The organism is Sorangiineae bacterium MSr12523, from assembly GCA_037157775.1.
Taxonomy (GTDB): Bacteria; Myxococcota_A; Polyangia; order Polyangiales; family Polyangiaceae; genus Pendulispora; species Pendulispora brunnea.
Genome location: CP089982.1, coordinates 6773044 through 6785700, shown reverse-complemented (window position 1 = coordinate 6785700; position 12657 = coordinate 6773044). Strand labels below are relative to the sequence as shown.

The following is a 12657-nucleotide window of genomic DNA, read 5'->3' as shown; positions in this document are numbered from 1 at the left end:
CAGGTGTCATGAGACGACACTCGGGGCGCCGAATCGTTTTGTACGGATCAGCGAAGTTCCGCCTCGAAGCGAAACACGTTCGACGCGGTCACCTTGCCGTCGCCGTCGAGCGTGCGCTCCTCGAAGAAAGTCGTTGCGTCGCGAGAGATCGTGAGAACGCTCGAGGTGCGGGAGCCGTAGACGTTGCCCGTGATGAGCGGCGGCGAGAGGCGACGTTCCCATTCGAGGCCGACACCGGTGTTGGGCAGCTCTTCGTCGGGGGCGACGGTGCTGTCCGCGAGCATGGCGAAGAGGCGCGCTGCGGGATCCGTGTCCCGCAGCGCAGACTCCATGGCCTCGCGGGCGCGCCGCACTTTGGGCCACGGTTCGTCGAGCGTGTGGTTCGACAAGCCGTGAACGCCTGGCGCGATGGCATGCACGCGGCCCTCGAGGCTGCCGAGGTAAAAGAGCCCCGTGCGGTCGCCGCCAATCAGGTTGAAGCCGTTGTACTGCGATGCGCGCTCGGCCAAGCCCGAAAAAAAGGCCTCGGGCGGCTCGGTATCGCGGAGGAATTCGGTCACGAGCTGGCCGCGCGATCGCGCATTGTCGCGCGCGTCGGAGGGATCACGGAAGTTGGTGACCGCCGCAAAGCGGCCTCCCTTGGTGACGCCCATCCATGTGCCGCCGGCCTTCACATCGCGGCCTGCGAGCAAGTCTGGCACATCCGGCCACCAGCGCAGAGGTTCGGTGGGGCGGGCGCGCCATTCGTCGCGGTTGGCCGCGACGACCAGCGAAAAATCGGGGTGCGTTTGCCAGGCGATGGCGATGAGGCACATGCTCCATGTATAGGGTACGCCGATGATGAAGACTCAGCTGTTCATGGATCGGTCGCTCGCTCGACGCCTGGAACGCGCCGAGGGCGCTGCCAATGCCGCCACGGTGACGACGCGCGCACGGCTCAACCCGGCCATGGGGGCTGCCTGGATCGACGTGAGCGGGACGTACGCGATGTTCGATGGTCCGGGGTCGCCCATGACGCAGTCGTTCGGCCTCGGCATTTTCGCCGAGGCGACGGATGCCACCTTCGAGCAGCTCGAGGCCTTTTTTCGCATGCGCGGTGCGGAAACGCACCACGAGACGAGCCCGCTGGCGGGTGCCACGCTCTTCGGCAACTTGGCAGCGCGCGGGTATCGGCCCATCGAGGTCAGCACGGTGCTGGTGCAGCCGCTCACCGAGCCGCGCGAGGCGAAGGCGGGACCGCGCGTGCGGATCGCCGGTGAGCAGGATCGCGAGCGGTGGATCGAGACGGCCGTCGCGGGGTGGGCCGAAAAGCCCGAGTACATCGACTTCATCCGCGATCTGACGACTCTGACCTTCGCCAACCCCGACACGCTGAAGTTCATCGCCGAGGACGACCACGGTGAGCCGATGGGTACGGGGGGGCTCGTTCTTCACGAAGGCGTGGCGCTCCTCGCCGGCGCAAGCACCGCGCCGAAGCACCGTTCCCGCGGCGCCCAAGGCGCACTCCTCGCCGCGCGCCTCGAGCACGCCCGCGCCGCAGGTTGCGATCTCGCCATGATGGTCACGGAGCCCGGAAGCGCCTCCCAGCGCAACGCCGAGCGCAGCGACTTCCGCGTCGCCTACTCGCGAACGAAGTGGGCGCTCTCGATCTGAGAAGAAAGATCACAGGGAGGCGGGGAGGCGGGGAGTTTTTTAGGGTTCCAAGGGGGCCCACTAGGCCAAGTGGAAACCCCCAAAGAAGCGTTCCGCGGTGGGATTCGCGCCGTATCCCTCCCCGCCTCCCCGTCTCCCTGTAAAATCTTCTGGGTCTCTAGAGCTCGTCGCGCAGGACGATGAGCGGCTCCATGTGCGAGGGCAAGTCCACGCGGACCACGGTGCCCGAGCCCAGCTCGGAGGAGATGTGCAGCTTGCCGCCGTGGGCCTCGACGATGCCGCGGGCGATGGCCAGGCCGAGGCCGCGGCCTCCGGTTTTGCGGTCGCGTGATGCGTCGGCTCGGTAAAAGAGCTCGCCCAGGTGCTCGAGGTGCTCGGCGGGGATGCCCTCGCCTTGGTCGCGCACCTCGATGCGGGCGCGTTCGCTCCCTTCGCTCTGCACTGTGACGACGACCCGGCTGCCGCGCGGCGAGTGGCGCAGGGCGTTGCTCACCAGATTGCGCACCACTTGGGCGAGTCGTTGGGCATCGCCCAGCGCGAATGCAGGCCCATCGTGCTCCGCATGCAGCGTCACACCGCGGCTCTCCGCCTCGCGCACGAAGGCCTCCACCTCCGCGGAGACGATGGCCGAAAGATCGAGCCGCCGCGTCTCCATCTTCAAACCGTCGAAGTCGATCTGGGACATGGTTCGCAGATCGTCGGTGAGCCCTTTGAGGGCGAGCGCGCGCTCGTAGGCGGTGGTCACGTAGCGTTCGCGCGTCGCCGGGTCGACCTCCTCCTCCATGCAGAGCGACTCCAGGTATCCCATGACGCTGGTCAGCGGCGTGGCAATCTCGTGGGTCCACGCGGCGAAGCTGCGCCTGCGCAGATCGCGTTCGCGCCGCAGATCCTCGATGTGCTTGGCCAGGCTGTCGGCCATGCGGTTGAAGTCTTTGGCCAGCCGCCCGACCTCGTCGTCGCCGTACGACGGCAGGCGAATTCCCAGATCGCCGCTGGCCATGCGGTGCACGGCGTCCTCCGCATCGCGAAGGCCTACGCGCAAACGGCGCCCGAGGATCAACGTGGCGCCGACCCAGACGAAGCAGCTCGCCAGAAACCCCGCCGCGAGCGCCGCGCCGATGCCGAGCAGAATGTGACTCGCCGCCCATCGATCGAACATACCCACGTACCGGATCGGGCCATCTTGCCGCATGCGCATGATGGCCATGTGTTCGAGCCCGATGATGGATGGCCCGGGAAAGACGGCCTTGTCGGGCACGGCCGCGCGGATCACCCGGGGCGGTAGTTGCTCGAGCACCGGAATGTCGTGACGGCTGCGTGCGACGGCGCGGCCTTCGGTGTCGTACAGCACGATGGCGAAGCCGGAGAACTCGCCGAATTCGGCGGCGAGGCGCTCGTCGGTGAACAACCCCGCCTCCGCGGACGTACGGGTCAAACGAAGACCGATCCCGAGCACCCACTCGCGAATGAGCAAATCGCTTTGATGAAAAACGGCGCCGACCGTCACGATGTACGCGGCGGTGGCCAGGAACATCACGATGAACACGACACGGGCTACCCGTCGTGAAAATCGCGCTTTTTTCACGACGGTGGCGTTCACTGGTGCTTACCCGTCCTGCGTCTTCGTGTGTGTCTCAGGAAGAGAGGAGCGCCACAACGCCAGGCGATCCGCGCAGGACTGGGACCCACCATCGAAGGTTGCGCTACGCCTGCTTCTGCGAGGCCGGCGGTGCGCTGGTGCCGAGCGCGTCGAGTGAGAGCACGTAGCCCACGCCGGGAACGGTGCCGATCACCTCCGGCGCGAGGCCCGCGCTCGCGAGCTTTCGGCGCACGCGCGTCACGTGGCTATCGACGGTGAGCGCGTAGCTCGAATCGGTGTAGCCCCACACATCGGAGAGAAGCTGCTCGCGGCTCAAAACTTCGCCCGCGCGCCGCGCGAAGCAGATGAGCATATCGAACTCCATGGGCGTCAAATCCACCGCGCGCGCGCCGATCTGCGCGTGCCTTCCCGCGGGATCGAGACGCAGCTGGCCTACGGTGAGGGCCTCGGCATCGTCTTCCGCGCGAAGCTTCTGCGAATCGTGATCGCGCCGCTCGAAGCGCAAAAGGGCCTTGATGCGCGCGAGAAGCTCACGCACGCCGAAGGGCTTGCGCACGTAGTCATCCGCCCCGACCTTGTAGCCCAGAATGGCATCTTCCTCGGTGACCCGCGCGGTCAGCATCAACACGATCGGCTGCCGCCCTTGTTCGGCGCGCAGCGCACGACAAACGTCGTAGCCATTCGCCCCCGGAATCATCACGTCCAATATGACCAGGTCTGCACGCTCCGCCCGATACAAGGCAATTGCTTCGAGACCGTTTCCAACGATCCGCACCACGTGTCCAACTTTGCGCAGATGATCGGCAAGTAGAATGGCGATGGGAGCGTCGTCTTCCACAATCAGGATACGCGCCATTCTCAGATGGTAACCGCACGCGCATCGTGAAATCACGTGCTGGTAGCAAATAACGATGACGATCACCCATATATGGACCAACGTGTTTTTAGCCCAACCTTGCAGTTTGCACATCTGTGTTGCACCACCACACCTTAGCCGGAAGGATGTACTCTGCACCCGATGCGCTCCTTCGATCCAATGGCCTTTGCCAAAGAGCAGATTGCGCGGGACGAAGCACGCACACGGCACATGCCCGCGCTTTTCGTGCGCAAGGTGTCCCGAATGCGTGCCTCCGCCGTAGGTTTTCTGCGCGGTGCGGCGCCACTCTTTTACGAGCTGTACGAGCACTATGCGGAGGACTGCCACGATGGTCCGGCGGGCGATGGATGGATTGCAGGCGATCTCCACGTCGAAAATTTCGGCGTCTATCGGACGGCGCCCGTGGATCTGCTCCAACGTGGGCGAGCGGCGAACGTCACCTTCGATCTCAACGACTTCGACGATGCCCTCGTCGGACCTTGGCGGCTCGATGTGTTGCGGCTACTCACGAGTTTGCTGCTTGCCGCGCGTGGATTCGGCGCGAGTGGTGCGCGGGCCGCATCGTGGACGGAGGCCCTGCTCGATGCGTACACCTCGCGCGCGTTCGATCGGGCGCCGCAGTCTCTCGAGGTGCCGGCGCCGGTGATGAGCCTTCTCACGCGGGCGAGCGCACGCACCCGGCGCGCCTTGCTCGATGCCCGCACCACGCGCACCTCGCGCGGTCGCCGCTTCGTGCGCGATGGCCTCCGCTATGCCGAGCTCGCACCGGCCACCGACGCGGCCGCGCGCAAGGCATTCGAGATCTACGCGCGCGGTGTGCAAGAGACCTATGGCCTCACGCCCCAGCACTTCGAGGTGGTCGACACCGCCTTCCGCATCGCGGGCACAGGCAGCCTGGGCACCTTGCGCATCGCCGTTCTGGCGCGCGGGAAGGGGAAGGACGACGGTAACTGGATCTTCGACATGAAAGCGCAATCGGCACCGTCGGCGGAGGCCTATGGCAAGCCGGCGAACGTGCGCTCCCCCGCCGAGCGCGTGCTGACCGCGATGCAGCGCTGCCTCGAGCAGCCGCCGCACATGGCGGGCACGGTTCGCATGGGAGCTGCCTCCATGCTGGTGCGACGCCTCGCCCCGCAGGAGGACAAGCTGGATCTCGCGCACGTACCCGACGCGGATCTTCTGCCGCTCGCACGCTACCTCGGTGCCCTCACCGGCGCCGCACACCGCCGTGGGGCCCGCTCCAAACCGCGCCCCTGGTCATCTGCGGCCTGCACGAAACTGCTCTATCGAGCCTTCGCCCTCGCGGGCCTTCACGAGGCCATTTACCTCGCGTATTCGCGGCTCACCGAGCCGATGGCCTCGAAGTAGGCGGACGCGCGCCAACCAAGCCCACCAAACGACAAGATGGGATTTTCGAGTTCCATGCTCCAAAGGACGTCCAGGGAGACGCCTTGGGCGGTAGCCCTTGAAATCCCTTACATTTCAGCAAGAAGGCACCGTGGTCTCGTGTGGTTGACGCCGGCATACCGATTGCTCAGTGCGCCGGCATGGGGCACCTCCGTGGTCTTCTCCGTGATCGGCGCGGTGTATCGGCCGTCGAGTACGGGCTCATTCTTGCGGCCATCTTGCTGTTGGTTGCCGCCGGCTATCGTCTGCTGGGCAAGGACAACTCGCAGGCCACGCGCCATGCCGAGGCGACGCTTCAAGGGAGCGACGGCTACGCGGCCGGCGGAGGGAATCACGACTCCAAAGGGGGCAATGCCAACGCGCCGGGCGGCGGTGCCGACAACGCGGGCACCAACGGGGGCGATGGGCAAACGGCCAGCAACGACAACGCCGGCAATGGCGGTGGTGGAGACAAAGCAGGCGGGGGAAACGGCGGCGGAGACAAAGGGGGTGGCGGCGGCTTTCTGAGCGGCGTTGGCAACTTCTTCAAAGGGGCCATCCTCGGGGACTTCGGCGGCGACAGCGGCTGGTCTGGCCTCGCCGGACAAGTCGTCGTTGGCTTCATCCCCATCGCCGGCCAAATCGCTGACGTGCGCGACACGGTCGCGGGCATCAAGGCGGTTGTGAACGGAGAGCCCGGCGGCTGGACACAACTCGGCGGTGCCGCCGTGGCATGGATCCCGGGGGTCGGCGATCTCGCGAAGGCCGGAATCAAGGGTGCCCGCCATGCCGACGAAGTGGCGTCGGCCGTCGCCAAAGGTTCGGACGCGGCCAAGGGCGGCGACGAAGTGGCCGGCGGCATCGCCAAGAACGTCGACGAGGCCGCGCACCTGGACATGTTCCGCGATGGCGGATCGTTCTTGGTGCCCGAGGGGGCCTACGACAAGTTCATCAAAGGTAAGCCGACGGTCGGACGCGATGATGGCCAATTCATGACGACGAAGGGCACCATCGACAAGATTCTCAAAGAGGCCAACGGCGACATCAACGTCATCAATCAGAAGCTCGGTACGGATTTCCCACCGGGAACGAAGCTCGTACGCATCGACGTTCCCAAGCCGCTGGACAACGGCGCACGTTTGCCCACGGGCAAGGAGTCGGGTGCGAACGAGCACTTCATCCCGGGCGGCTACACGAGCGGCGGCATCCCCGAGATCGTGACCAACCCCATCCCCTCTGGAAATGTGAACGTGACCACGATCCCTCTAAAGCCCTGACACCCATGCTCTCCAGTTAACCCGTACACGTACACGTTCCCGTTCCCGATCTTCTCTCTCAGGAGCCTTCGGAAACGGGTACGGGAACGGGAACGTGTACGGGCAGAGAGTGGAGTACGATCGGAATCATGAAGGAAATACGAAGCGCAAATATGGACTACGTGTTGCTCGAGGGCGACGACGGGGCGCCTCTCCTCGACGTCCTCGTGGGGACCATTGCGATGTTCCCGCGCCGGGTGCACCTCACGGCGGCCGAATACCAGAGAATGCTCTCGGACGAAGCGTACACGCGCGAGTTCGCCATCTCCGTTCGCCGTGAGCCGCAGAAGTTCGCTGGTCGCTACCAAGACCACCCCCCGCACGCTTTCGGCTCGCAGAAGTGACTACAAGCTCGTAGCAAAATAAGAAAAAATGAAGCTTAGCCCGGGCACTCCGAGAGCGAGCGTTTTACGTTGAGCTGACAGATGGCGATTGGACATCGTTTTGCGATGGGAAATCGGCATTTTCGCCGGGAAACCGCAGCCTTCAACGACGCACGTGCGGCCTCTGGAAGGGGCCTGGGGGGTTCATGACGGATTGGTTGGACCGCGATCACAGCATCGCGGAACCCGGATACAGCCGCTGGTTGATCCCGCCGGCCGCGCTCGCGATTCATTTGAGCATTGGGCAGGTTTATGCCTTTAGCGTGTTCAAGCGCCCGCTGCAGGCTCACTTCGGAACGAGCCCCACGCCCATCGCGTGGATCTTCAGCCTCGCTATCGTGATCTTGGGCCTCTCGGCCGCGTTCGGCGGAACCTGGGTCGAGCGCAACGGGCCGCGTAAATCGATGTTCGTGGCCGCGTGCTGCTGGGGCGCCGGCTTCGGCATCGGCGCCTTCGGAGTTGCCACGCGCCAGCTTTGGCTGCTCTACCTCGGTTACGGAGTCATCGGCGGTATCGGCCTCGGCATCGCCTACATCTCGCCGGTGCCCACCCTCATCAAGTGGTTTCCCGATCGGCCCGGACTGGCAACTGGAATGGCCATCATGGGCTTTGGCGGAGGCGCACTCATCGCCTCGCCCGTGTCGGTCAAGCTGATGGAGATTTTCGAGGCCAAGGGCGCGGCCTCCGGCGAAGCGGTCACCAAGACGTTTCTCGTGCTCGGCGTCGCGTACTTCGTGGCGATGATGTTCGGCGCTTTCACCGTGCGCCTGCCCCCGCCGAATTGGTCGCCGAGCAAGGATGGCGGCGTGCCCGACGAGAAAGCCAAGAAAGCCGAAGTGCACGATTCGGGGATGCGCGTCTCCGCGGCCAATGCGATCCGCACCCCGCAGTTCTGGATGCTCTGGGTGACGCTCTTCTGCAACGTCACCGCCGGCATCGGAATCTTGGAGCAGGCGGCGCCGATGATTCAGGACTTCTTCCGCGCCGGCCCGCGCTCGGGTGTGTCGGCGGTGGTGGCGGGCGGCTTCGTCGGCGTGCTCTCCATCTGCAACATGGCCGGACGCTTCCTGTGGTCGTCCACCTCGGACATCGTCGGACGCAAGCGCATCTACTCGATTTACCTGGGCCTCGGCGTGGTGCTCTACGCGCTGCTGGCCGTGGTTGGTTCGCACTCGACGGTGGTGTTCGTGCTTCTTGCGGGGGCGATCCTGTCCCTCTACGGTGGAGGGTTCGCCACCATTCCGGCGTACATTCGCGATCTGTACGGGCCCTTCCAAGTGGGCGCGATTCACGGGCGCCTGCTCACGGCATGGTCGGCCGCGGGCGTGGCCGGGCCGCTCATCGTCAATGCGATCTTGCAGCGTGAAGGCAAGCCGGGTGCGCTCACCGCGGAGGCCTATCGGCCGGCGTTTTTGGTCATGGTGGGCGTTCTCGCGGTCGGGTTCATCGCCAACTGGCTCGTGCGCAACGTCGATGCGCGCTTCGACGAAGGATTGAAAGAGGTTCGAAATGAACAGTGAGTTCCCGGCGCCGTTTCGAGTCATCGCGAACGACGTCTCACTCGAGGGCCGCGAGGACCAGGAGGACGAGGCGCGCGCTCGGGCAAGGCGCGGACAGGCCGTGCAGATCGCGCTCTCGTGGTTCCTGGTCGGTATTCCGTTGGCGTACGGCTTCTACGAGACGCTCCTGCGCGCGGCGAAGTTGTTTACGGGGTGACCTGGCTCGTCTGACTGGCGTGGCGGGCTAGCTCGCGTGCGTAGAGAACGCGCTCCTCCGCGATCGCTTTGGCGATGCTGGGGCGCTCGCGCAGCCGATGGACGTAGGCCTGCACGGCCGGGTACTTGGCCAGGTCGATCGGCACGACGGCGGTCCAATTGAGCACGGCGAGCAAGTAGGCGTCGGCGACGCTGAATCCGTCGAGCAAAAACTCGCGCCCGGTGAGGTGCTTTTCCAAGTACCCCATGCGCGAGGCCTCTTTCTCGAGTGCGTAGGACTTCGCGTCGGCGGGCGCCTTCTTGTCGAGCAGCGGCACGAACAGCGCCTTGTGCAGCTCCGTGCCGATGAAACAGAGCCACTGTTGGAGGCGCGCGCGCCCCAGCGCATCGGCCGGCGCGAGGTTCGCTTCGGGCAACGCGCCCGCCACGTATTGCAGAATGGCCGCGTTCTCCGTGAGAACGTCGCCCGTGTCGGCATGCAGCGTGGGCACGAGACCGAGCGGGTTGATCTCGCGGAAGTCCTTGCCGTCTTCCATGAGCTTCGTCTTCGGATCGACCTCGACGAAGGTGGCCTTCGCGCCGGCCTCGTACAAAGAGATGCGGGTCGCCAGCGAGCAGGAGAGCGGTGAAAAATAGAGCTTCATGAGTGTCCTCCGTGGTGTTTGAACGCCGAAATATCTAGGAGTCGCCGAGGGATGCGTCCAACGCATATTTGGAATAGACTCGATTCATGGAACTCATTGCAGAGCCCCGCCTCGATGTGCGCGATCTCCAGGTCGCCCTCGCGCTGGCCTCCACCGGCAGCACCGCGCGGGCCGCATCGCAGCTTCACATCACGCAATCGGCGGTGAGCCGCGCGCTTTTGGCGGCGGAGGAAAAGCTCGGGGTGCGCCTCTTCGAGCGCACGCGCCGCGGGCTGGTTCCCACGCCGGCGGGCGAGCGCTTTCTCGAGGGGGCGGCGCGGTTACTCGTCGAGTGGTGCGACTTCGAGCAGCGCGTGTCCGCACCGGAGACGGCACCGATGCGGCTCCGCCTCGTGTGCGAGTGCTACACGGCGTACCATTGGCTGCCGTCCACGTTGCTCGACCTGCGAAAGAGCCTGCCGGATCTCGAGCTGACGCTTGCCATCGAGCACACGGACGCGCCGGTCGGGGCGCTGGAGGCGGAGGAGATCGATCTCGCGCTGCTGACCACCGCCGCGGTGCCGCGCAGCACGGGGCTGGAGGAGCGGGCGCTGTTCGCCGACGAAATCGTGTTCATCGTGTCGGCGTCCCACCCGCTCGCCGCGCGCAAGTCCATCACGGTGGCCGATCTGCGGACGCACACGCTCATCACGGGGAACACGCCCGCGGCCGAGTCGCATTGGTTCCTGACGCGCGTGTTCGGCCGCGCGCGGCCTCGCCTGCGCTACGAGCGCTACCCGCTTACGGAAGCGATTATCGATGTGACACGTGCGGGCCTGGGCATCGCGGTGCTCTCCGAGTGGATCGCGAGCCCGCACCTGGGCAAGGGAGACCTGGTGGTGAAGCGATTGCCCTCGGGCCCGCTCCTTCGCCCATGGCGCCTTGCTTTCCGCCGCGAGATTGGCGCGGCCGCGCAGCGCGTACTCTCGGCGCTTGCGGCCACCGCGCCCCATGCGCGATTGGCGGGCTAGGCTCGGGGCCCGAGGAGAAAAGCCAAAGCGCCGGGAATGCGCTGCCGCCAATAGACTTCGCTATGGGTCGCGCCGTCCTGAACCAGGTAATTCACGGAGATGCCCGGCTTCGCTTTCCAGATGGCGGCGAGCCGCGCCGTGCGGGTGACGTCATCGTTCGAATTGCCCGCATTGCCCGAGTCGATGTAGACGCGCGCAGGGAGCGGGGGCTGCGCCGTTTGGCTTCGCCCGATGAGCCATTCGCCCGCCCACCACGTCGACGGTGAGAGCGCGCCCGCGTTGCCGAACACGCCCGGGCGCTCCATTCCCGCGTACAGCGAGACCAATCCGCCCAACGACGAGCCCACGATGGCGGTGTGCGCCGCATCGGGCAGGGTGCGCAGTTGCGCATCGAGCGCGCGCTTCAATTCGTCCGCGACGAACCCCACGTAGCGCGCCGCGTCCCCGCCGCCGTAATCCGGATCGGGCACCGGCGTGTATTCGCCGATGCGGTTCGCCGTATTGTCGATTCCGACGACGATGGCCTCGTGAATGGTGCCGTTGCGGGTACCTTGATCCATGGCGCCGCCCACGTTCCAAGAGACGCCGCCGAAGGCCTCCTCGTCGTAAAAGAGGTTCTGCCCGTCGTGCATGTACACCACGGGATAACGCTCGCCCGGGTTTTCGCTGTACGACGGCGGGTAGTAAATCCAGATGCGCCGATCGTTTCCCAAAATTTGCGAATGCCAATTGGGAACTTGCTCGATGCGCCCCGCATCGTGGAAGAACCACGGCCACACGTGAATCGTCTGGCCGGCGGCGACGGACCAATTCGGACCGATGGCCCAGTGTTGGTCGTCGAAGAGCGGCTTGCAGGCGATGGTCGACGAGGCCTCCACGCTCCCGCGCCACACGTCGCCTTCCGTCCACGTCGTTGCGAGGGCCACGTTCCAATCGTGCCCAGCGCCGCCGCAGCGCAAGGTGATGCGATGCCCCCAACCGGCGGGGTAGTGCACGAGCACCGTCGCCGTTCCTGCGGCATGCGCCGGGGCATCGCTCGCCGCGGCCGCGCAGAGGAAGAGCAAAACGGCGGAAAGGGGGCGCAGTTTCATGGATGAACTCGGTATCAAAATCGCGCTCTTCCGTCCACGGCGAAGGTCGCCAACCCCGCCGTGCGCCCTACAACGTAAGGTGCATGCCGAACGAGCTGAATCACATCATCGTGCACTGCCGCGACCGTCGAGCCTCGGCGCGATTCCTGAGTGAGCTCTTGGGTGCGGAGGCTCCCCTGGACTGGGGCCCGTTCACGCAGGTCACCAGCTCGAACCGCGTGGGGATCGACTTTCTCGACTCCATGGTTCCTCCCGAATCCATCAACCGCGGTCACCTCGCGTTCTTGGTGACCGACGAGGAGTTCGACGCCATCTTCCGCCGCATCCAAGAGCGATCCATCCGATATTGGGCCGACCCGATGCGCAGCATCGAAGGGAAGATCAATCATCACTACGGGGGACGCGGCGTCTACGTCTTCGACCCCGGAGGTACCGTGGCCATCGAGTTCATCACGCGACCGTATGGCGACGTGCCGTGATGACCGCGTTGCAAAAAGATGGCGGCTCCACTATCCTTGACACTGTCTAGTGGCCGCCTTTCGCGGCACGTCGAGGAGTGATGCGATGAGCCAAGGTGCGTTGTTCGTGGGTTGGGGATCGATCATCGCGGGCCGGGAGCGGGCCGCGGCGAACGTACTCGGGGAGGCCCTCGGCTACCTCGAACGCCTCAAGGCGGAAAAGACCATCGAGCGCTTCGAAACCGTCCTCCTCGAGCCGCATGGCGGCGAGCTGGAAGGATTCGTACTCATCACCGGCGACAAAGAAAAACTGGCGCGGCTGCGTGTCGACGACGAATTCGTGCGCGTGATCGTGGGCGTTCAGCTCGTACACGCCAAGGTCGGTGTCGTGGGCGCCCACACCGGTGAGGGGCTTGGCGCGCTGCTTCGAATTTGGGACGAGCAAGAGGAGAAGCTTCTCTAAGGCACGCTGGACGAGATGCCGCCAACGCACCTGTCAGACGCGCCGAATACCGAACACACTG

General features: G+C 65.4%; 14 protein-coding genes. 9 read left to right on the top strand and 5 right to left on the bottom strand.

Features of this window, described 5'->3' with window-relative positions; all coding sequences use genetic code 11:
* Positions 1–47: 47 nt before the first annotated feature.
* Complete coding sequence (locus tag LZC95_26015) at positions 48–815, bottom strand: NRDE family protein (protein ID WXA89948.1); 768 nt, start codon at positions 813–815, stop codon at positions 48–50.
* A 22-nt stretch (positions 816–837) separates the two neighbouring features.
* On the opposite strand from LZC95_26015, the gene LZC95_26010 reads away from it, so the two are divergent.
* The gene (locus LZC95_26010; GenBank protein ID WXA89947.1) at positions 838–1653 is read left to right on the top strand and encodes a GNAT family N-acetyltransferase; all 816 of its coding nucleotides are present in this window, start codon (positions 838–840) and stop codon (positions 1651–1653) included.
* 157 nt (positions 1654–1810) lie between these two features.
* Here LZC95_26010 and LZC95_26005 read toward each other — a convergent pair whose 3' ends face one another.
* Together LZC95_26005 and LZC95_26000 are read right to left on the bottom strand one after the other, a co-directional pair.
* Positions 1811–3253 (bottom strand): ATP-binding protein, encoded by a 1443-nt coding sequence (locus tag LZC95_26005; protein ID WXA89946.1) that lies wholly within the window; start codon positions 3251–3253, stop codon positions 1811–1813.
* A 103-nt stretch (positions 3254–3356) separates the two neighbouring features.
* Positions 3357–4109 (bottom strand): response regulator transcription factor, encoded by a 753-nt coding sequence (locus tag LZC95_26000; protein ID WXA89945.1) that lies wholly within the window; start codon positions 4107–4109, stop codon positions 3357–3359.
* Between the two features lie 162 nt (positions 4110–4271).
* Between LZC95_26000 and LZC95_25995 the strand changes: the two genes are divergently transcribed.
* The 5 genes from LZC95_25995 to LZC95_25975 all read left to right on the top strand — a co-directional run bounded on the left by LZC95_25995 (position 4272) and on the right by LZC95_25975 (position 8931).
* Positions 4272–5498: a DUF2252 domain-containing protein gene (locus tag LZC95_25995; protein ID WXA89944.1), complete on the top strand. Its 1227-nt coding sequence runs from the start codon at positions 4272–4274 to the stop codon at positions 5496–5498.
* A 179-nt stretch (positions 5499–5677) separates the two neighbouring features.
* Positions 5678–6793 (top strand): hypothetical protein, encoded by a 1116-nt coding sequence (locus tag LZC95_25990; protein WXA89943.1) that lies wholly within the window; start codon positions 5678–5680, stop codon positions 6791–6793.
* A 128-nt stretch (positions 6794–6921) separates the two neighbouring features.
* Positions 6922–7176 carry a hypothetical protein gene (locus LZC95_25985; protein ID WXA89942.1) on the top strand — a complete coding sequence of 85 codons (255 nt, stop codon included), beginning with the start codon at positions 6922–6924 and terminating at the stop codon, positions 7174–7176.
* A gap of 185 nt (positions 7177–7361) precedes the next feature.
* Complete coding sequence (locus LZC95_25980; protein WXA89941.1) at positions 7362–8735, top strand: OFA family MFS transporter; 1374 nt, start codon at positions 7362–7364, stop codon at positions 8733–8735.
* The gene (locus LZC95_25975; protein WXA89940.1) at positions 8725–8931 is read left to right on the top strand and encodes a hypothetical protein; all 207 of its coding nucleotides are present in this window, start codon (positions 8725–8727) and stop codon (positions 8929–8931) included. The genes LZC95_25980 and LZC95_25975 overlap by 11 nt, the downstream gene beginning before the upstream one ends.
* Here the strand turns inward: LZC95_25975 and LZC95_25970 are convergent.
* Complete coding sequence (locus LZC95_25970; protein WXA89939.1) at positions 8921–9574, bottom strand: glutathione binding-like protein; 654 nt, start codon at positions 9572–9574, stop codon at positions 8921–8923. The genes LZC95_25975 and LZC95_25970 overlap by 11 nt on opposite strands.
* 86 nt (positions 9575–9660) lie before the next feature.
* On the opposite strand from LZC95_25970, the gene LZC95_25965 reads away from it, so the two are divergent.
* On the top strand, positions 9661–10584 hold the full coding sequence (locus LZC95_25965; protein ID WXA89938.1) for a LysR family transcriptional regulator: 924 nt from the start codon (positions 9661–9663) through the stop codon (positions 10582–10584).
* Here LZC95_25965 and LZC95_25960 read toward each other — a convergent pair.
* Positions 10581–11675 (bottom strand): alpha/beta hydrolase, encoded by a 1095-nt coding sequence (locus LZC95_25960; protein WXA89937.1) that lies wholly within the window; start codon positions 11673–11675, stop codon positions 10581–10583. The two genes, LZC95_25965 and LZC95_25960, sit on opposite strands and share 4 nt — an antisense overlap.
* Before the next feature lie 83 nt (positions 11676–11758).
* On the opposite strand from LZC95_25960, the gene LZC95_25955 reads away from it, so the two are divergent.
* Positions 11759–12154: a VOC family protein gene (locus LZC95_25955; protein ID WXA89936.1), complete on the top strand. Its 396-nt coding sequence runs from the start codon at positions 11759–11761 to the stop codon at positions 12152–12154.
* A gap of 85 nt (positions 12155–12239) precedes the next feature.
* Positions 12240–12596 (top strand): hypothetical protein, encoded by a 357-nt coding sequence (locus tag LZC95_25950; GenBank protein WXA89935.1) that lies wholly within the window; start codon positions 12240–12242, stop codon positions 12594–12596.
* Positions 12597–12657 lie beyond the last annotated feature (61 nt).

Bases quoted from the DNA above. Each gene is read 5' to 3' on its own strand.
- LZC95_26000 (WXA89945.1), bottom strand. From the start codon at position 4,109: ATGGCGCGTATCCTGATTGTGGAAGACGACGCTCCCATCGCCATTCTA.
- LZC95_26015 (WXA89948.1), bottom strand. From the start codon at position 815: ATGTGCCTCATCGCCATCGCCTGGCAAACGCACCCCGATTTTTCGCTG.
- LZC95_26010 (WXA89947.1), top strand. From the start codon at position 838: ATGATGAAGACTCAGCTGTTCATGGATCGGTCGCTCGCTCGACGCCTG.
- LZC95_25950 (WXA89935.1), top strand. From the start codon at position 12,240: ATGAGCCAAGGTGCGTTGTTCGTGGGTTGGGGATCGATCATCGCGGGC.
- LZC95_25955 (WXA89936.1), top strand. From the start codon at position 11,759: ATGCCGAACGAGCTGAATCACATCATCGTGCACTGCCGCGACCGTCGA.
- LZC95_25960 (WXA89937.1), bottom strand. From the start codon at position 11,675: ATGAAACTGCGCCCCCTTTCCGCCGTTTTGCTCTTCCTCTGCGCGGCC.
- LZC95_25990 (WXA89943.1), top strand. From the start codon at position 5,678: ATGGGGCACCTCCGTGGTCTTCTCCGTGATCGGCGCGGTGTATCGGCC.
- LZC95_25975 (WXA89940.1), top strand. From the start codon at position 8,725: ATGAACAGTGAGTTCCCGGCGCCGTTTCGAGTCATCGCGAACGACGTC.
- LZC95_25995 (WXA89944.1), top strand. From the start codon at position 4,272: ATGCGCTCCTTCGATCCAATGGCCTTTGCCAAAGAGCAGATTGCGCGG.
- LZC95_25965 (WXA89938.1), top strand. From the start codon at position 9,661: ATGGAACTCATTGCAGAGCCCCGCCTCGATGTGCGCGATCTCCAGGTC.
- LZC95_25980 (WXA89941.1), top strand. From the start codon at position 7,362: ATGACGGATTGGTTGGACCGCGATCACAGCATCGCGGAACCCGGATAC.
- LZC95_25970 (WXA89939.1), bottom strand. From the start codon at position 9,574: ATGAAGCTCTATTTTTCACCGCTCTCCTGCTCGCTGGCGACCCGCATC.
- LZC95_25985 (WXA89942.1), top strand. From the start codon at position 6,922: ATGAAGGAAATACGAAGCGCAAATATGGACTACGTGTTGCTCGAGGGC.